The organism is Rhizobium sp. Root274 (assembly GCF_001429245.1).
Lineage (GTDB): Bacteria > Pseudomonadota > Alphaproteobacteria > Rhizobiales > Rhizobiaceae > Allorhizobium.
In genome coordinates, this window is the sequence record NZ_LMJE01000001.1 from 814,092 (window position 1) to 831,599 (window position 17,508).

17 protein-coding genes and 1 riboswitch are annotated in these 17,508 nt (G+C 61.8%); of the genes, 5 read left to right on the forward strand and 12 right to left on the reverse strand.

Annotation, left to right across the window (positions count from 1 at the left end; translation table 11 throughout):
* Positions 1-81 precede the first annotated feature (81 nt).
* The 3 genes from ASE36_RS04205 to ASE36_RS04215 form a co-directional block, all read right to left on the reverse strand.
* Positions 82-471 carry a BA14K family protein gene (locus tag ASE36_RS04205; protein WP_062275855.1) on the reverse strand — a complete coding sequence of 130 codons (390 nt, stop codon included), beginning with the start codon at positions 469-471 and terminating at the stop codon, positions 82-84.
* Positions 472-673: 202 nt separating this feature from the next.
* A complete protein-coding gene (locus tag ASE36_RS04210) occupies positions 674-1,759 on the reverse strand; it encodes a hybrid-cluster NAD(P)-dependent oxidoreductase (protein ID WP_062275856.1) in 1,086 nt (361 codons plus the stop codon).
* A 2-nt stretch (positions 1,760-1,761) separates the two neighbouring features.
* Positions 1,762-3,006 carry an aromatic ring-hydroxylating oxygenase subunit alpha gene (locus tag ASE36_RS04215; protein WP_062275858.1) on the reverse strand — a complete coding sequence of 415 codons (1,245 nt, stop codon included), beginning with the start codon at positions 3,004-3,006 and terminating at the stop codon, positions 1,762-1,764.
* 99 nt (positions 3,007-3,105) lie between these two features.
* Positions 3,106-3,308: riboswitch (cobalamin riboswitch) on the reverse strand.
* A gap of 303 nt (positions 3,309-3,611) precedes the next feature.
* On the opposite strand from ASE36_RS04215, the gene ASE36_RS04220 reads away from it, so the two are divergent.
* Positions 3,612-4,214 carry a DUF6656 family protein gene (locus ASE36_RS04220; RefSeq protein WP_062275860.1) on the forward strand — a complete coding sequence of 201 codons (603 nt, stop codon included), beginning with the start codon at positions 3,612-3,614 and terminating at the stop codon, positions 4,212-4,214.
* Between the two features lie 15 nt (positions 4,215-4,229).
* On the opposite strand, the gene ASE36_RS04225 is transcribed toward ASE36_RS04220, so the two are convergent.
* Positions 4,230-5,309: a GGDEF domain-containing protein gene (locus tag ASE36_RS04225; RefSeq protein ID WP_062275862.1), complete on the reverse strand. Its 1,080-nt coding sequence runs from the start codon at positions 5,307-5,309 to the stop codon at positions 4,230-4,232.
* Positions 5,310-5,529: 220 nt separating this feature from the next.
* On the opposite strand from ASE36_RS04225, the gene ASE36_RS04230 reads away from it, so the two are divergent.
* Genes ASE36_RS04230 through ASE36_RS04240 form a run of 3 tightly spaced genes read left to right on the forward strand, consistent with a single transcriptional unit; the run spans position 5,530 to position 8,367 of the window.
* Positions 5,530-6,531, forward strand: coding sequence for an L-threonylcarbamoyladenylate synthase (locus tag ASE36_RS04230; protein ID WP_062275864.1), 1,002 nt, complete (start codon positions 5,530-5,532; stop codon positions 6,529-6,531).
* On the forward strand, positions 6,528-7,970 hold the full coding sequence (locus ASE36_RS04235; protein ID WP_062275865.1) for an FAD-binding oxidoreductase: 1,443 nt from the start codon (positions 6,528-6,530) through the stop codon (positions 7,968-7,970). Before ASE36_RS04230 ends, ASE36_RS04235 begins: the two co-directional genes overlap by 4 nt.
* Positions 7,971-7,974: 4 nt before the next feature.
* A complete protein-coding gene (locus tag ASE36_RS04240) occupies positions 7,975-8,367 on the forward strand; it encodes a winged helix-turn-helix domain-containing protein (RefSeq protein WP_062275867.1) in 393 nt (130 codons plus the stop codon).
* Between the two features lie 17 nt (positions 8,368-8,384).
* On the opposite strand, the gene modC is transcribed toward ASE36_RS04240, so the two are convergent.
* The 4 genes from modC to ASE36_RS04260 all read right to left on the reverse strand — a co-directional run bounded on the left by modC (position 8,385) and on the right by ASE36_RS04260 (position 13,268).
* The gene (gene modC, locus ASE36_RS04245; RefSeq protein WP_062275869.1) at positions 8,385-9,470 is read right to left on the reverse strand and encodes a molybdenum ABC transporter ATP-binding protein; all 1,086 of its coding nucleotides are present in this window, start codon (positions 9,468-9,470) and stop codon (positions 8,385-8,387) included.
* Positions 9,470-10,132: a molybdate ABC transporter permease subunit gene (gene modB / locus ASE36_RS04250; protein WP_062278033.1), complete on the reverse strand. Its 663-nt coding sequence runs from the start codon at positions 10,130-10,132 to the stop codon at positions 9,470-9,472. Before modB ends, modC begins: the two co-directional genes overlap by 1 nt.
* A 65-nt stretch (positions 10,133-10,197) precedes the next feature.
* Positions 10,198-10,998, reverse strand: a complete 801-nt coding sequence (gene modA / locus ASE36_RS04255; RefSeq protein WP_062275871.1) for a molybdate ABC transporter substrate-binding protein — start codon at positions 10,996-10,998, stop codon at positions 10,198-10,200.
* An 86-nt stretch (positions 10,999-11,084) separates the two neighbouring features.
* Positions 11,085-13,268, reverse strand: coding sequence for a DUF1217 domain-containing protein (locus ASE36_RS04260; RefSeq protein WP_062275872.1), 2,184 nt, complete (start codon positions 13,266-13,268; stop codon positions 11,085-11,087).
* A 364-nt stretch (positions 13,269-13,632) separates the two neighbouring features.
* Between ASE36_RS04260 and ASE36_RS04270 the strand changes: the two genes are divergently transcribed.
* The gene (locus ASE36_RS04270; protein ID WP_062278037.1) at positions 13,633-14,199 is read left to right on the forward strand and encodes a DUF6101 family protein; all 567 of its coding nucleotides are present in this window, start codon (positions 13,633-13,635) and stop codon (positions 14,197-14,199) included.
* Positions 14,200-14,267: 68 nt separating this feature from the next.
* Here the strand turns inward: ASE36_RS04270 and dmeF are convergent, their stop codons facing one another.
* The 4 genes from dmeF to ASE36_RS04290 form a co-directional block, all read right to left on the reverse strand.
* A complete protein-coding gene (gene dmeF, locus ASE36_RS04275; protein ID WP_082510821.1) occupies positions 14,268-15,323 on the reverse strand; it encodes a CDF family Co(II)/Ni(II) efflux transporter DmeF in 1,056 nt (351 codons plus the stop codon).
* Positions 15,320-15,598, reverse strand: coding sequence for a metal/formaldehyde-sensitive transcriptional repressor (locus tag ASE36_RS04280; protein WP_062275874.1), 279 nt, complete (start codon positions 15,596-15,598; stop codon positions 15,320-15,322). Before ASE36_RS04280 ends, dmeF begins: the two co-directional genes overlap by 4 nt.
* A gap of 65 nt (positions 15,599-15,663) precedes the next feature.
* Complete coding sequence (gene ubiA / locus ASE36_RS04285; RefSeq protein WP_062275877.1) at positions 15,664-16,617, reverse strand: 4-hydroxybenzoate octaprenyltransferase; 954 nt, start codon at positions 16,615-16,617, stop codon at positions 15,664-15,666.
* Positions 16,618-16,697: 80 nt separating this feature from the next.
* Positions 16,698-17,495 (reverse strand): MipA/OmpV family protein, encoded by a 798-nt coding sequence (locus tag ASE36_RS04290; RefSeq protein ID WP_082510823.1) that lies wholly within the window; start codon positions 17,493-17,495, stop codon positions 16,698-16,700.
* Positions 17,496-17,508 lie beyond the last annotated feature (13 nt).

The window sequence follows — 17,508 nt, forward strand, 5'->3', positions numbered from 1 at the left end:
CCCGTCAACGGGCAAGACAGGGCAATGTTCCACCGGACACTTGATCGTGACCGGCGAAATTTCGAGATCTTGGTTCAGCCCTCAGAAATAGGGTGAGTAGCACTGCTGACGCGGGCCGTGATACGGCTGGAAGGTGTTGCTGCGCCAGTTGTAGGACCGATAGCGGTCGGCGCACCAGCTGTAGTGGCGCGGATGGAAACCGACGGGGCGGATGATCCGATGCGGCAGGATGGGCCGATCGACGATGACGCCGGCACGCATCGACGCTGCGGAGAACCAGTGGCCTCGGTGATAGACGTAGCCCGGTCGATAGGGCCGATAGCCGTGATGCGTCGTGACGGTGATGCGCTGGTAGCGCTCATAGCGTTCGTAGACGACGACATCGACGCCTGCCCTCGCCGGTGCGCTTTCGGCGACAAGGCCGGTCAGCGTCACGCAAACAGCGGCCATGAAGGTCCAGATCTTGCTCATGCAATTCCCCTCCCCTTGTCGAGCCTCCGCCGCACCGCCGGACCCTCATGGTCTGGTTCGATGCCGGCCCCGGCTGATCGCCGGGCGCGGGAAGCGTCAATGATGGAAGGCTAATGCGTCAGGGGCCATGGAACAAGCCCCTGAAACACGGGGCAAACGGTGGCGTGAGCGGGCGAAGAGAGGACGCCCGCTTAAGGATCGCTCAAGCCTCGATCTCGATGTCGCCCTTCGGCCGCGAACAGCAGGCGAGGATGTAGCCTTCATCGATCTCGTCGTCGAGAATGCCGCCATTGTGGTCCATCTCGACCTCGCCGGACAATTTCATTACCTTGCAGGTGCCGCAGAGGCCGGATTCGCAGGCAGCGCCAATGCGCACACCGGCCGCGCGGGCGGCCTGGAGAACAGTGTGACCGGGGGCGCAGAGGCCGTCCTTGCCGGACATGGCGAACTTAACCTTGGTCGGCTGTTCGCCATCCGCATGATCGGCGACCACCACCAGGGGCTCCGCCTTGATCGGCTGGAAGGCCTCTTCATGATAGTTCTTCATGTCGAAGCCGGCGCCTTCGAGCGCCTCACGCACGGTCGCCATGAAGGGCGCCGGGCCGCAGCAGAAGACGGTGCGCTCGAGGAAGTCGGGCGCCAGAAGCGCGATTTTCGCCTTGTCGATGCGGCCCTTGAGGCCCGACCAGAGTTGGCCGCGGCCCAACTGCTCGATGATGAAGCCGAGCTGGAAGTTCGGCATGTCACGGGCTTTGGCCTCCAGCTCCCAACGGAAGATGATGTCGTCGGGCGAACGGGCGCAGTTCAAAAAGGTAATGTCGCTGTCAGGTGCCCGGTCGCTCAGGTCGCGGGTCATCGACATCATCGGCGTGATGCCGGATCCCGCCGAGACGAAGAGGTATTTCTTGCCCGGATGGCGGGCATAGGAGAAATCGCCGAGCGGCCCAAAGGCCTTCAGCGCCATGCCGGGCTTCAGGTTGTCGAACATCCAGCGGGTGCCGATGCTTTCGGCCTGCGCCTTCACGGTGACTGCGACCGTATAGGGGCGCGAGGGGCTGGAGGAGAGCGTGTAGGTGCGCATCACCGGTTCGGGCGCGGCCGGAATTTCGAGCGTGACGAACTGGCCGGGCTGGTAACGGAACCAGAGACCCGGCTTGTTCGGCTTGAAGGTGAAGGTCATCACGTCCGGCGCTTCCGGCGTGACGGCAACGCATTCGAGCAGATGCTCCCGGTCGGACCAGGGATGCATCTCATCGACGTGACGGTATGGGTTGACCGCGATGTTCATCTTTATGCCACCGCCGACAGACGGGCCTTGTCGCCCTGCAACCGCTCGATCATGAAGTTCGAATACCATTCGACGAACTGCATGACGCCGCCTTCGTGATCGACCGAATAGGGACCGGGCTCGTAGGCCGGCGAGCGGATGCCGAAGGCATTTTCCTCGACGATCGAGCGGTCCTGGTCATTGGTCATCGTCCAGACATGGGTGAGTTCGTCGAGGTCGTAGTCGACGCCTTCGACGGCATCCTTGTGAACCAGCCAGGTGGTGGTGACGGCCGTTTCTTCGGCCGAGATCGGAAGCACCCGGAAGGAGATCGCATGGTCGCCGAGGATGTGGTTCCAGGTGGTTGGATAATGGAAGAGCAGCATAGTGCCGATATGGCTGATCTGCACGTCGCCGGAGAGCGGCTTCTTCACCGCGCGCCTGCCGGACATGGTGTAGCTTTCGGCATCCTGGATCAGCGGCATGCGGGCGACGCGGAACTGGCCTGACGGGTCCATCTTGAACTCGGACGGCAGGCCGGCGGCCTCGCAGCGCGCCCAGTGTTCGGCGATGAACGGATCATCCTTGGCACCCTGGACGCCGGTTGCCGTGGGGGCTTCCGGATAGGTGCGGCAGAGCTCCGGGTGGTTGCCGGCGCAGTGGTAGCATTCGCGGTTGTTTTCCCAGACGAGCTTCCAGTTGCCCTTTTCGATGATCGTCGTCTTGTGGGCGACCTTGGTTTCCGACAGGCGGTGCGGCGCCATGTAGGGCTCGATGGAGGCGCGGACCGGGGCGAAATCCGGGGCTTCGTTGGCGAGGCAGATGAAGATGTAGCCGGCGACGCTCTGGCAATGAACGGTCTTCAGGCCGAAATCGGCCTTATCGAAATTCTCGCCCATCTGCCGGGCGAAGACCAGCGAGCCGTCAAGATCGTATGTCCACTGGTGATAGGGACAGACGAGCTTGGCAGATGCGCCCTTGTCCTGGGTGCAGACGCGGTGGCCGCGATGGCGGCAGGTGTTGTGGAAGGCGCGGATGACCTGATCCTTGCCGCGCACGATCACGACCGGATAATCGCCGACCTGGACGGTGAAATAGTTGCCGGCGCGCGGGATCTCGCAATCATGGCCCATGAAGAGCCAGTCGCGATACCAGATCGTCTCCATGTCGAGCTTGAAGTAGTCCTGATCGATGTAGAATGGCTGTTCAAGGCTGAAGCCTTCGCGGCGGTTCTTCAGCTGGCGCAATGCCGTGGTCTGCAGGTCCATGTCGTCCTCGTTTTGCTTGATCGGCGGATGAGGAGCGCAGCAGGGTACCGCCCCTTGGGATGGGCAGGACACGGCTATCCCCGGCCGCCCGCCGCGACCTTGATATCAGTTTCCCGAGGCTGGTTTCCGGGCTCTGGAGTGGTCCATTTTGGACCGCGCCGGCGCCTTCCCAGGGTCTCCCCCAGTGGCTTTGTGCCGAAGCGCATTCTCCACCACCGTTGCGGGGGCAGCGCCGGATTTTGACCGGCTTCCCGATTTCCCGCCCTCCCTAGCTGGGCGGCACCTCGAGCTTGGCTTCATCTAATCACAAGGCCTGAGATGGCGCTGCACTGCGGAACGACACGGCAGAAATCGTTTGCGACATATCCAGCGATCGCTCCCCGCCGGGTAAAATCGGAAATTGTCGTTATATTCCGGCAAACTGGAGCAACGGATAAGATGTGCCGCCAAGGGCGATGGCGCAAATGAGCGAGTGGAGGAAGATTTCGAGATTTGCGGTGCGGCAAGCCTCGCGAAACCTCTGTACCGCAGAATACCATCAAATGATGATTAACCATGCTGCGGTAAGCTCAAGACTTGAAGCCGGGCACCGTCAGAGCGTCAAAATGCAGAAACTGAGATATTTCGCGGCATCAAAGACCGACAAGACGGTATCCCCCGTCAAGGCGGCCCATACCGAGTTTCTGCGGACCGGGCGCATCTCGCGGCACCGTGACGACTGGGTGCCGGAGCAGCGGCGTTACCTCACCTATGAGGAAGTGGCGGAGCGGACAGGCAAGCGGCTGGAAGCGGCAGCCGATACGACGCATACGCGCATCAACTCCTTTCACCGGTCAATTCAGTTTCCCAAGATCATCTTCCACCGCACACTGACCGACAGCCCGCATCTGGGCTACTGTCACGTGACGGCGGCGCGGACGAATTTTGCTCAATATGCCGATGTGCGCTGGGCCTTCTACATCGCCAATTTCTTTGCCGAAATCGGTGAGAAGGAAGCGTTCTTCGAGCGGATCCGGCAGAACTATTCGCGGATGTATTTTGCCGTGGCTCTGAAGCCCGAAGCAGAAGCGAAGGCCATGACCATCGACCGCTCGATCCGCGACAACGGGCTGCTCTTTCGCACGCATGATCCGAAGGAAGCGCTGCGCAACGTGCTGATGCTCGGTGCGCGGGATGCGGAGCTTCGAAAGATCATCGCAAAGCTCTGACCGAGCCCTGCCTGATCAGGCCCCGAAGCCGCCAACCGGCTTTTTCTTGTAGAGCAGCCAGTCCTTGGAAACGTAATCGGAGGCACCGTAGACGGTGACGGTGTCGCCGCCGGCTGCCTTGGAGGTGGCAAGGGCCTTTTCCGCGAAGTTGGTGAAGTCGAAGGCGTTGGGTGCCTGCTCGGAGAAGCAGATGCCGAAGGACATCGACAGCTGCCCCATGCTGCGGCCGCCATTCGAGCCGACAAAGGCGCTGGCCTTCAGCTTGCCACGCACGAGGTCGACGACGCGGCTGATTTCGTCCTGATCCGAGGTGTAGAGCAGGAGGCCGAACCGGCCGCCGTCAAAGCGGCAGGCGAGATCGCCGCCACCGGAGACGGCTTCAAGCACCTTGCCAACCTGCATCAACAGGCGCTCGGCGACAGTCGGGCCCATCTGTTCCTGGATGCGGGCGTAATCGTCGATTTCGCCAATGGCGACACCGCAGAGAGCCGGCATTTCCGGATTGGCATAGATCTTGGCCACGGCCTTGTTGAAGGCGCGGCGGCTGGCGAGGCGCGTCAGCGGATCGACAAATTTTGCAGCTTCCGCTTCCTCTGCCTCACGCTGCATGTCTGCGAGCGATGCGGTCTTGTCGACGACGGCGCGCACGACATTGCTGTTCTGGTGGGCACGCTTTTCGGTCGCGGCCTTCAGCATCTTGATGGACTGGCCAAGCGGCGTGCCTTCGAGATCGGCTTCGGTGAGAATGGTGCGCGAGGCGTGGCCGATGACACGGCCGTAGTCAGTGAGCGAGATCTTCTCTTCGTTGAGCAGCGAGATGAAATTGCTCATCTCGGCGCGGACCTGACCGTTCTGGCGGCTCAGCAGCCCATCTTCGTGCTGATGCGGCAGATATTTGCGGCCGAGTTCGTCCAGCGCTTCCTGGGTCTTGACCTTGCCGAGGGCGATGAAGTCGCGAACGAGTTCCGGATTGCTGCCCGAATAAGCCTCGTAGACCAGTTCGTAATTGCGTGGCAGGCCGTCGATGCCCATCTGGTGCATTGCGGTCGCCACACGAAGCGCGATGCTGGCCGCTGGGTTCTTCATCTGCTGCATCTGATACGTCCCGGTCTTGAGGCAGTCTGTGTTCGTTGAAAACAGAATAAGCAGAAGACTTCTTTCTTTCGGTTACACCGGTAGGTAAAATTTGAACGATCACGTTCCCCCCTGAAAATATAGGGTGCGACCTCTGCCAAGTCTGGTTTCGAAAATTGAGGTTTGATCCCGTCCCCCCGTCCGGGCTATGGACGGACTTTCCAACTAGCAAGGCGGGCGCATGGCACGCGTGATTTCCATCGACGATGAAGGCGGAGCGAACGTAGCGATTGACGCTGCAATCGCGGTGCTCGACGCCCGTCGCCCCGTCGCCATTCCGACCGAGACCGTTTATGGCCTTGCCGCTGACGCAACCGACCCTGCGGCCATCACCTCGATCTATGAGACCAAAGGGCGACCGCGCTTCAATCCGCTGATCTGCCATATGGCGGATCTGGCGATGGCAGAGCGTCATGCCGTGTTCGACCCGATCTCGCGGAAGCTGGCGGAAGTGTTCTGGCCCGGGCCGCTGACGCTGGTGCTGCCGCTCTCGGAAACCTCCAACATTCATGCGCTGGCGACCGCCGGGCTGGACAGCGTCGGCATTCGGGTGCCGCTCGGTTTCCCGGCAAAGCTGATCGGCGCTTTTGGCAGGCCGCTGGCCGCGCCGAGCGCCAACTCGTCCGGACTGGTGAGCCCGACGACGGCGGCCCATGTCGACGCCGATCTCGGCGCGAAGATCGACGTCATCGTCGATGGCGGCCCATGCCCCGTCGGGGTGGAATCGACGATCCTGAAGGTGGAGGACGGCCGCATCCGGCTGCTGAGGCCGGGGGGCGTTCCCGTCGAAGCGATCGAGGCTGCAACCGGACTTTCGGTCGAGCGGCTCAAGGCGTCAGGGACAGCTGCGATCGAGGCGCCGGGGATGATGGCGTCCCATTATGCGCCGCGGGCGCCCGTGCGGCTCAACGCGAGCGAAGTTCATGCCGACGAAGCGCTGGTTGCTTTCGGGCATGAGCCGGTCGCAGGAGCAGAGAAAGCCAGGGCGGTGCTGAACCTCAGCCAATCGGGTGACCTTGCGGAAGCGGCGAGCAATCTTTTCGCCTATCTGAAACAGGCCGACGCGACAGGAGCATCCGGCATTGCGGTCATGCCGATCCCCGAGCAGGGTCTTGGCGAGGCGATCAATGACCGGCTGGTGCGGGCGGCGGCGCCACGCGGCGCGGAAGGAGAAGAGGCATGAACGTTTCGACCACCTCTTTCGGCGGGAGCCAGGAAGGCCTGCTTCGAGCCTTCATCGATATCGTTGGCGAGGCCCATGCCCTGGTGCTTGAGGCCGACATCAAGCCCTATCTCACGGAAAACCGTGGGCTCTACCACGGGTCTTCGCCGCTGGTGCTGAAACCGGCATCGACAGCAGAAGTCTCAGCGATCCTGAAACTGGCATCCGAGACCGGTACGGCGATCGTTCCGGTGAGCGGCGGCACCGGCCTCGTCGGCGGCCAAGTTCCGCGCGAGGGCGGGCAGGATGTGCTGCTCTCGCTCGAACGGATGAACAAGATCCGGGAGGTAGACCCGGTTGCCGACGTGATCATCGCCGACGGTGGCGCGATCCTTGCGGATGTACAAAAGGCGGCGGAGGCGCATGGCCGGCTGTTTCCGCTGTCGCTCGGCTCCGAGGGTTCCTGCCGGATCGGCGGCAATCTGGCGACGAATGCCGGCGGGACGGCCGTGCTCGCCTATGGCAACATGCGCCAGCTCTGCCTCGGCCTCGAAGTGGTTCTGCCGACGGGCGAGATCTGGGACGGCCTCAGGCGCCTCAAGAAGGATAATAGCGGCTATGACCTGCGGGACCTGTTCATCGGGGCGGAGGGAACGCTCGGCGTGATCACCGGGGCGGTCCTGAAGATGTATCCGCGGCCGCGCGGGCGGCAGGTAGCCTATGCCGGCCTTTCCTCGCCCGACGCTGCTCTCGCGCTCTTCGAATTGGCGTCGCAGCGTTGCGGCTCGGCGCTGACCGGCTTCGAGCTGATGCCGCGGATCGGCATCGAGTTCACGACGAAACATATTCCGGGCGTGCGCGATCCGCTGGCCTCCGTCCATGCCTGGTATGCGCTTATCGACATTTCCACCTCCGATACGGCCGAGGCTGCCGATCTGATGATACAGGCGCTGCTGACCGAAGCATTCGAACACGGTCTCGTCTCGGACGCGGCGATTGCCAGTTCGCTTGCACAGCAGGATGCGTTCTGGCACCTGCGCGAAAGCATGTCGGACGCGCAGAAGCCGGAGGGTGGGTCGATCAAGCACGACGTCTCCGTGCCGATCTCGCGCATCCCCGCGTTTCTTGCGGAGGCCGATGCCGCCGTGCATGCGCTGATCCCGGATGCCCGCATCTGCGCCTTCGGACATCTGGGCGACGGCAATATCCATTACAACATCAGCCAGCCCGTTGGCGCCGACAAAGCCGCTTTCATCGCCCGCTGGCGCGAGGTGAATGGCGTGGTGCATGCCGTCGTGCACCGCCACAACGGCTCGATCTCGGCGGAACATGGTGTCGGGCAGCTGAAGCGGGACGAACTGGCCGCCAGCCGGCCGGCCATCGAGACCGAGCTGATGCGACGGATCAAACAGGCTTTCGACCCGGCGGGGATCATGAACCCCGGCAAGGTGATCGGGTAAGGCCATGGGCGGCTCCCCTCGCCTTTCGCTCAGGATCGATCTTGCCAATGGTGCGCGGCTCGGGCCCGGCAAGGCGCAACTGCTGGCGCTGATCGTCGAACACGGTTCGATCCGGGCGGCGGGGGCGGCCATGGGCATGTCCTATCGGCGGGCCTGGCTGCTCGCCGACGAAATCAACCGCATGTTTCTGGAGCCGTCGATCGTGACCCGCCACGGCGGGAAGAGTGGCGGCGGGGCCGGGCTGACGGCCTTCGGGGAGCGACTGCTTGAAACCTGCCGGAGGATGGAGGAGGAGAGCCGCCGCGCGCTTCAGGCGGATCTGGATTGGCTGGAAGGCGTACAGGCACCCGATTTTACCGAGACGTCCGGAAAGGCTGCGCAAGACGAAGAGGCGTGAGCCTTCACTGCGCGACTTTACCGCCGGCGGAACAGTCCCTCTGATGCGATCGACACCGTCTTGAACAGCAGGCTGACCGGCATGCCCTGTGTCAGGGCCAGCTGAGACACAGAACGGCGGGTGAGTTCGGCCACCAGACGCTCGCCGTTGCAGTCGACGCTCAGGGTCACAGCGCCCTGCCCGCTGTCCGAGATATCAGCGACCACTCCTGACAGCCTGTTGAGCGCCGACAATCCTTCGGCAGCACCCTTCGTAACGACGATATCCGACACCGGCACGAAGACGCGGATGCGGGCGCCAATCTCGACTTGAGCACGCCTCAGCACGATCGGGCCGGCCGTGGCCAAGGCTTCGGTCAGGCCATCCCGGTCATCGTGTCCGGTAACGGTCGCCTCGATAAAATTACCGGCCGGCAGGTCGCCTGTGCCACGCGCGATCGTTGCCAACATGGCATCGGGTCGGCCGATGGCGGTTGCCTTGCCGCGTTCGAAGGTGACGACGCCGGTCGCCAGCCGCGCCACCTCGTCAAGCGAATGGCTGACATAGAGGATCGGCACGCCGACATCGTCGCGGATGCGCTCGATATAGGGCAGGATCTGGGTTTTCAAATCCTGGTCGAGGGCCGAGAGCGGCTCGTCCATCAAGAGCAGTTTGGGGCTTGCCATCAAGGCGCGGCCGAGCGCCACGCGTTGCTTCTCTCCGCCGGAAAGATGGGCGGGGCGGCGGTCTAGCAAAGAGGAGATGCCGAGCAGATCGGTCACGCGGACGAGATCTTCGCGACGCTCGCCCTTGGGCAAACGCCTTTCGCCGTAGCGCAGGTTCTGCGATACGCTCATATGCGGAAAGAGGCGACCTTCCTGGAAGACATAACCGATCCGGCGTTCATGCGGGGGCAAGAAGACGCCGAGCCCGGTATCGCTCCAGGGCTCTCCGTCGAAGATCACGCGGCCCTCTGTGGGGCGGATCAGGCCGGCGACGATGTTGACGAGAGTCGTCTTGCCGGAGCCGGAGGGACCGAAGAGCGCGGTGAGGCCGCGGCCGATGGCGAGGTTCGCGTCGAGGGTGAAGGCACCCTGCTGGTGGCGGATCGCGAGTTCCAGCATCAGGCCGCTCCGACGCGGGCGGCGATGCGCCGGGAGAGGAATTCGGAGGCGATGAGGGCCCCGAGCGAAAGGGCGATGGAGATCAGCGTGAGGCGCATGGCCGCAACCTCGCCGCCGGGCACCTGGGTATAGGTGTAGATCGCCGAAGCGAGCGTCTGGGTTTCGCCGGGGATGTTGGAGACGAAGGTGATGGTCGCACCGAATTCGCCCATGGATTTGGCGAAGGCCAGGATGGCGCCGGCGGCGACACCGGGCAGGATCAGCGGGAGTGTCACGGTGAGAAAGACATGGGCGGGGCTCGCACCCAGCGTCGAGGCGGCCGCTTCCAGTTTCCGGTCCACGGCATCCAGTGACAGGCGAATGGAGCGGACGAGTAGCGGGAAGCCCATCACGGCGGCGGCAAGGGCCGCCCCTGTCCAGCGGAAGGAGAAGACCAGGCCGAACGTCGATTCGAGAAATGCGCCGACAGTCCCACGACGGCCGAAGGTGATCAGCAGCAGGTAACCCGTCACCACCGGCGGCAGGATCAACGGCAGGTGGACCAGGCCGTTCAGCAGCGTCTTGCCCCAGAAATCCCTGCGCGACAGCAGCCAGGCAATGCCAAGCCCGAGCGGCAGCGAAAAGGTGACGGCGACCGCCGCGACCTTCAGGCTGAGCCACATGGCGGTCCATTCTTCAGCCGTCAGGTTCAATCAGGACATCCCGGATGCTTTGGCTCGATCGAGCTTCAATTGGTCTTGGCGAGCACGGAGAAGCCGGCTTCGGTGAAAATGGCATGGGCCTTTGGCCCCTGCAAGTAAGCGAGGAAGGCTGCGGCTTGCGCGTTCTTACCATCGGTCGTCAGCGCTGCCGGATAGACGATGGCCGGGTGGCTTGCTTCCGGAAAGCGATCGATGATCTTCACCCCCGGATCGACCCTCGCATCCGTCTCGTAGACGATGCCGAGAGGGGCTTCTCCGCGCGAGACGAGCAGCAAAGCGGCGCGGACATTTTCCGCCTGGGCGACCTTGTCCTTGACGCTCTCCCAGACGCCGAGCGTTTCGAGCGCCGCCTTGCCATAGGTGCCGGCGGGCACGGCATCGACATTGGCCATGGCGAGGCGGCCATCGCCGAGAAGGCTCGCCAGCGGAAAGTCGTCGGCGATGGTTGCCGTTACGGTCGCATCCTTCGGCGCGACGAGCACGATACGGTTGCCGAGCAGGTTGATGCGGGTGTCGGGCTTGATGCGGCCGGCCTTGCCGAGATGATCCATCCATTTGAGATCAGCGGAGATGAAGACGTCTGCGGGCGCGCCCTCCTCGATCTGCTTGGCAAGCGCCGAACTGCCGGCAAAGGACAGGCGGATCTCGTTGCCGGTTTCGGCCTTCCAGTCGGAGGCGATCTGCTCGACGCTTTCCTTGAGACTTGCGGCGGCGAAGACTGTAACGGGATCAGCGGCTTCTGCACGGCCTGCCGCGATGGCGCCAGGCAGGAGTTGGGCCACCACCGCGCCAAGAGCGAGGACGGCAAGCGTTGTGAATCTACGCATCAGAAATCCCTATCGATATATTTCTTCGGATATATCGATAGCCAAAAGGAAAGCCGTCTGCAAGGTGCCGGCGGCTTTCGGATTCATCAGTATTTGAGCTGAGCGATGCTGAGAAGCAGGTCGGCCGAGATGCTGGCGCTGCCGCCGGACAGGATCGAGACCGCCGTGGTGTCGTAATTGCCGTTTTCTGTGTCATACATGGCAGTATAGCGCTCAATTAGGCGCTGCAGCTTCTTCGGGTCCTGAAGGTCGGACAACTCAAGCTGCGAATTGATGACCTTGGCCTGCGCGTCGACATCCATGTTGGAAAAATCATCGGTATAACCGAAGATGGTCCGGAAGACTTCCGTCAAAGCGTCATCGGCAATGATCTCATAAGCGTCGGTGATCGTGGGTGCTGTGCGTTCGAAATAAAGAGCGAGACGCACAGCTTCACTGCTCTCGCCTTCGTTCTCTTCCAGTGTCTGGCGCATATAGAGATTGACTGTCTCAAGCGTCTCGCCGCGCTGCTGGACTGTGCCCAAGGTCTCGCGGGTCAGCTTGCCCTCGCTGTCAAAGTTGAAGGATGCAACCAGTTCGGCCCATTTGTTGCTGGACTGCTGATTGACGAAGCTCTTCGGATCGGACAGGTCGGAAGCGAATATCTGCTTGAGGAAATCGTCGCTCACCGTCTCATCCAGGCCGTAGGCGCCGATCACTACGTCGATGATGCCGCGGTCGGACAACAGGTCATCGACCGTCTCCACGCCCTGGATGTTTTCCTGGTAATAGGTCGCCGCCTTGGTGGCGGTTTCCTTGGTTGTCTTCAGTTCGGTCCCCTCCAGAAAACGGGACTTGTTGATGATGTAGTCTTTGGCGACCATCGTCGCGACAAATGTGCTCTGGGCCTGAAGCGGGGCGTCGATGTCGCCGTTGCTGTCGAAGTTGAAGAGTTTCGACATTTCGATCAGGCGTTCATCCCTGGATTTGTTGGCGTAGCTCTCCGGATCGGTGAAGTCGCTGGTCAGCGCCTTGCGCAGTTCCGTGTTGCTGAACTCGCTGGATTCGAATCCAAAGGTCCGCTGCAATATCAGCTTCAACGAAGCGTTGTTCAGAATGTCATCGACCTTGCTGACCTTGGCCATGCCGGCCTTGTATGTCTCGATGAGGGCCGTCTTCTTCTCTTGGTCGGCGTCATCGTAATAGGTCGCGAAATTGCTGTTGGTCGTGGCGAGCTGCGTGCTGGACTGAGCTGTCGAATCGGCCTTGACCGCACCTGTGGTGTCGAAGTTGAACTTTTGCGCCAGCGCGACCCAGGCATCGCCGCCATTGGTGAGGGCGTAATTGTCCGACGCGGTGAGATCGCTGGTGACGATGCTCTTGAACACCGATGACGTGACCGTGCTGTCGAGCTGGAAAGCCGTCTTTACATAGTTGAACAGGCGGCTGTCGGAGGTGATGTCGGTGACGGAGTCGACGCTGCCGATCTTGGAGGCGTAGTATGCCTTCTCGCGCTCCAGATAATAATTGCTGACATAGGTCTGCTCCTCGTCGACATAGAGGGAGATCGTCGCCTCCTTCTGTGTATCCGTCTGTGCCTTGGTGTCGGAAAGGCTGCCATCGCTGTTGAAATTGAAGGCCTTGGCCAGTTTCAGGAAGCCGGCAGCGTCCTGGCTCTTGTTCTTCACCAGCTGGTTCACATAGCTGTTGCTGTCGCTCACATCGCTCGTAAGAACCTTCAGGATGTGATCCTTGCTGTAATAGGTGCCGTCGATGCCATAAGCGTTCAAGGCGTAATTCAGCAGTCGTGATGTCCCGACCAGGCTCTGGGCGCTGGTAATCGTATCGATCCGTTGATCGTAGTAGTTGCTTTCCGCCTCAAGCGAATCGCTTTCGGCAGCGAGTGCCGATTCGTATTGCTCCAGCATCTTCGTCTGCTGCGCATCCGTCTGGCCGTCAGCGGTCTCTTCGGTAAACTGGAAGGCGGCGGCGAAATTGCGGTAGCGGTCGTCGCTCAGCTGATTGGCGAAGCTCTTCTCGTCGTTCAGATCGCTTTCCAGCACCTTCTTCATGAAAGCCTTGGCGTAGGTCATCTCTTCGAGACCATGGGCCTTCATCGCATAGGAATAGAGCTGATAGTCATCGAGGAACTCGTCGACCGAGGTGACCTTGTCGATGTTGTCCTTGAAGTACTGGGTCTGGCGCGCGACGGTGCTGTCCGAGGCCACGCGATCGAGGCTTCCCTTCAGGTCACGGGTGACCAGATTGTAGCTCAGAAAGGTGGAAACCATTGGGCATTCCTTGGCAAAGATACAGACAGCGCGAATCGCATTATGCGCCTCAATCCTTGCCTGGAGCTTTATGAAATCCTGAAGAAGCGGATCGAAGTGGCGATTTCCGCTCCGCGGAGCGGCCCTGGTTTCGGGCCTATCGCGCTCCGTCTGTTTCTCCCTGAAACAAGGCGGCCCAAAATTCACTTTTTCGAAACCCTGCCCGATATGACAAAACTAACCATTTGAGACCGCAAGGTTTTTTTTACCGCGATTTTTAAGCTGTCTCGAAGGGGGCGTGGCTATCTTGGCGTCATAGAGGACGCAAAGTCCCGAACAGACGAGCACATGACGTGCTCTCGGGTAAAACAAGGGTAGCATGAAGATGACGAACACCGTTTTGAAGCCTGCATGGGCCGGCGCCACCTTGCGACTGGACCCTGCACGGTTCCCTCAGCAGGTCACCTACGCTTTGCGCGGAGCCTCTGGAGACGTGACGATCACCATCGACGAACGCGGCGCCGTGCTGCGCAAGATCCTGGCCGGCAGCGGCCTTCCGCTTTCCTTCGCTCTTCCTGCCCGCGCCTTCAAAGGCGTGGCGGCTCGTGCCATCGATCATGGTGACGGCGAAGTCACGGTGACGCTGGAACTGCATCACGATGATCCGGAACTGTGCATCCCGCTTCTGGTCGCCCACGACCTTTGCGACATCGCCGCCGACTGGCGTGGCTGGTCGGATGCCTTCCGCATTCCGATGCTGATGGTCGAGGCCGATGGCGTTGCCCGGCCGCTCGAAGAGCATATCGGCGAGGTTCGCACCAAGGAGACGCAGCCGCGCCGCCGTCACTCCTATTTCGCCGAGCGCCGCCCACGCTTCCTGGTGCGCCGCACGACTGGCAAGCTGGGTGTAACCATGAAGATTTCCGGAAAGGAAATCATCGCCCGCAACTGATTGTGTCTCTCTTTGAGACGAAAAAGGCCCGGAAGGTGACTTTCGGGCCTTTTGATTTTGAGGAAGGTTCAGGCCGAGCGTGCCGATACTGGCCAATCGACCTCGATCGTTACATGCGACAGTTCGCGCAGACGTGCGAGCTTATGACGGTAATGGGCGGGCGACTTCGGCTCATCGGCCGTCAAGGAAACAATCGCGCCATGATGGCCAGGGCCCAGCTGCCAGACATGCAGATCGACAATGGCGGCGCCCTCGCCCTCGATAATATCGCGGATCTCGTCCGGCAGGTGTTCCTCCCGTGGCACGTAGTCGAGCAAGATGGCACCGGACTGGCGCAAAAGCCCGAAGGACCAACGACCGATGATCACCATGCCGACGAGGCCGATTGCGGGATCAAGCCAGAGCCATTGATACAAACTGCCGAAGATGAGCGCGACGATCGCCAACACCGAGGTGACCGCATCGGCCACGACGTGGATATAGGCCGCGCGCAGATTGGTGTCATGGCCATGATGGGCGTGATGATTGCCTAGGTGGTCGTGATGATGGCCGCCGCCATTGAGCAGGACGGCGCAGACCAGGTTCACCCCGAGTCCAATAGACGCGACCAGGATCGCCTCGCTGAAGTTGATCGGCACGGGCGCTGTCAGCCGCATCAGGCTTTCCCAGCCGATCAGAAGGGCGACGACGGCCAGAACGATGGCGCTGGCGAAGGCCGCGAGATCCCCCACCTTGCCTGTTCCGAAGGTAAAGCGGCCGTTATCGACATTGCGCCGTGCGAAACGATAGGCGAGGGCTGCAATGAGGATTGCGCCGGCATGGGTTGCCATATGCCAGCCGTCGGCGAGAAGCGCCATTGAGCCGAACAGGATACCGGCGGCGATTTCGATGACCATCATCGTCGCCGTGATCGCAATGACGATCCAAGTGCGCCGGGCGTTGCGGTCATGGTCTGCGCCGAGAAAGATGTGGGAATGGCGATTGGGCAGACGTTCGCCCGCCGGCGGCGGATGCGAGTGGGGATGAGCGTGCCCATGACCATGCCCGTAATCGTGATCGTGATCGCGATCGTGATCGTGATCGTGATCGTGCGAATGGGGATGGTGATGATCGTGTCCAGTCATTTGAGGTAACTCCTGACGACGTCGATGAGGTCTTGCGCATTTCCGGCCCGCTCGGGATCCGGCTCACGGTCGGGATCAACGAGATGCTCGCGAATATGATCTTCGATCAATTCTGCCGTCAGTCCCGACATGGCCCCGCGAATCGAGGCGAGTTGGTTGAGGATCTGGGCGCACGGCGCCTGCGCTAGAAGCGCGGTTTCGACGGCTTCGAGCTGGCCCTTCATCCGACGGATACGGGCAATCAGCTTGGCCTGATGCTTTTGCGTGTGACTCATAGCATAGGGGGGTACCCTATTTTATACGCGAATACAATCGCCCTTGCGGCTGTTGCGCCACGGAGTCAGGCGAAGGGCAGCGCCAGGATGAGACCGGCAAAAATAATCAGGCCCACGCAGTTGTTCGACTTGAACAGAGCCAGGCACTGGGCGCCGTCGTCGATATCGAGCACCTTGATCTGCCAGGCCAGCAGACCTCCGGCGACCAGCAGCCCGAGAATCGACGGCCAGGCGGCACCGGCAACAACAAAAGCCACGAGCAGCAGGATGAGCGTCAGTCCATAAAGGCCGACCAACCAGATCTTCGTGTCATCGCCGAACAGGCGGGCGGTGGACCGCACACCCACCAGCGCGTCGTCCTCCTTGTCCTGATGGGCATAGATGGTGTCGTAACCGATGGTCCAGGCAACGGCGCCGGCATAGACGAGGACGGCGGCGAGCGAGAGATTGCCATGCAGCCCCGCCCAGCCCATCAGCCCGCCCCAGGAGAAGGCCAGGCCGAGGAAGAATTGCGGCCAGTCGGTGAAGCGCTTGGCGAAAGGGTAAATCGCGACGATTGCGAGCGAGAGGATGCCGAGCACGATCGAAAACGTGTTGAAGCAGAGCAGAACGGCGAGACCGACCAGGGCCTGCAGGACCATGAAGATCTTGGCATTTTTCCGCGTGATGCGACCGGAGGGCAGCGGCCGCGAGCGGGTGCGCGCCACCTTGTCGTCAATCTCGTGGTCGACGAGGTCGTTATAGGTGCAGCCGGCGCCGCGCATGGCGACCGAGCCGATGAAGAACAGCACAAGGTGAAACGCGAAGAGGCCGAGGTTCAGCCGGCCTTCTGCGGCAAGCGCATTGGCGGCGAGTGCCGAGGACCAGAAGCAGGGCCACATCAACAATTGCCAGCCGATCGGCCGATCCCAGCGGGCGAGCTGGGCATGCGGCCAGAGCCATCGCGGCAGAACGCGATAAACGAAATTGTCGGAGGGCGCGTCGATGACGCGGTCGGTGATGGGATCGGCTGTGCTCATATCCCAACTGATAGAGCATGGGCGCGGTCAAGAAAACCGCCCCCTGGCCGTGCCGCGCGGAAATCCGATGCGGCCCTGTGTCAGTCGAAGCTGACGCCGAACTTGTAGCTGGCCGAGACGCCGAACATCAGCTGGTTGCGGGTGCCCTCTTCCCGGACCAGGCTCGAATCGGCGGCGGGGCCGGCAAGGTGCTTGTATTCGGTGAAGGCGCTCATCGAGAGCTTATCGGTCGCGTCCCAGGTAACCGCACCGCCCGCCCCATAAGAGGTGATGCCGCCATCGGGATCATACTGGCTGAGGCCTGAAGCGGCGGATTCGGCGGCGTTGACGCCGTAATAGGCCTGGGTGTAGCCGCTCGTCGCATAGGTCATGCGCGGGCCGGCCGACACGCGCAGGCCGGGGGCGATATCGGTGAAGGCATCGACGGCGATATCGGCGACCAGTCCGTCATGGGCGCGGATGCCCTGGCGCAGCTCAGCGCGGGCGCGCAGGTAATCGGTGACATAGAGGTCGGCAAAGCCGCCGAGTTCACCGCCCCATTTGACTTCAGACAGGCCTTTCAGCGCATCGTCCGTGCCGGCGTCGCGCCCGGGCACGAATTTGCCGACGACACCGGCGCGCAGGACGTCCGCGTCATAGATCGCAAAGCTCGGATTATCGTTGCGCGAGGAAAAACGCGGCGTGCCACCCCGGCCAACGGAGATGATGGGCTGGAAGAAGAGCTTGCGGTTCTTGGAGCCTTCGAACGTGGGGGCGGAAATGCCGGCGCCGCCGAGCGTCACGTACCAGTTGCCGGAAAAGAAGCCATCGGCCAAAGCCGGCGAGGCGGTGAGCGCTACGGACGCTAAGAGAAGTGAAGCGAAACGCGCCTTGTGCATGATGACCCTCAGA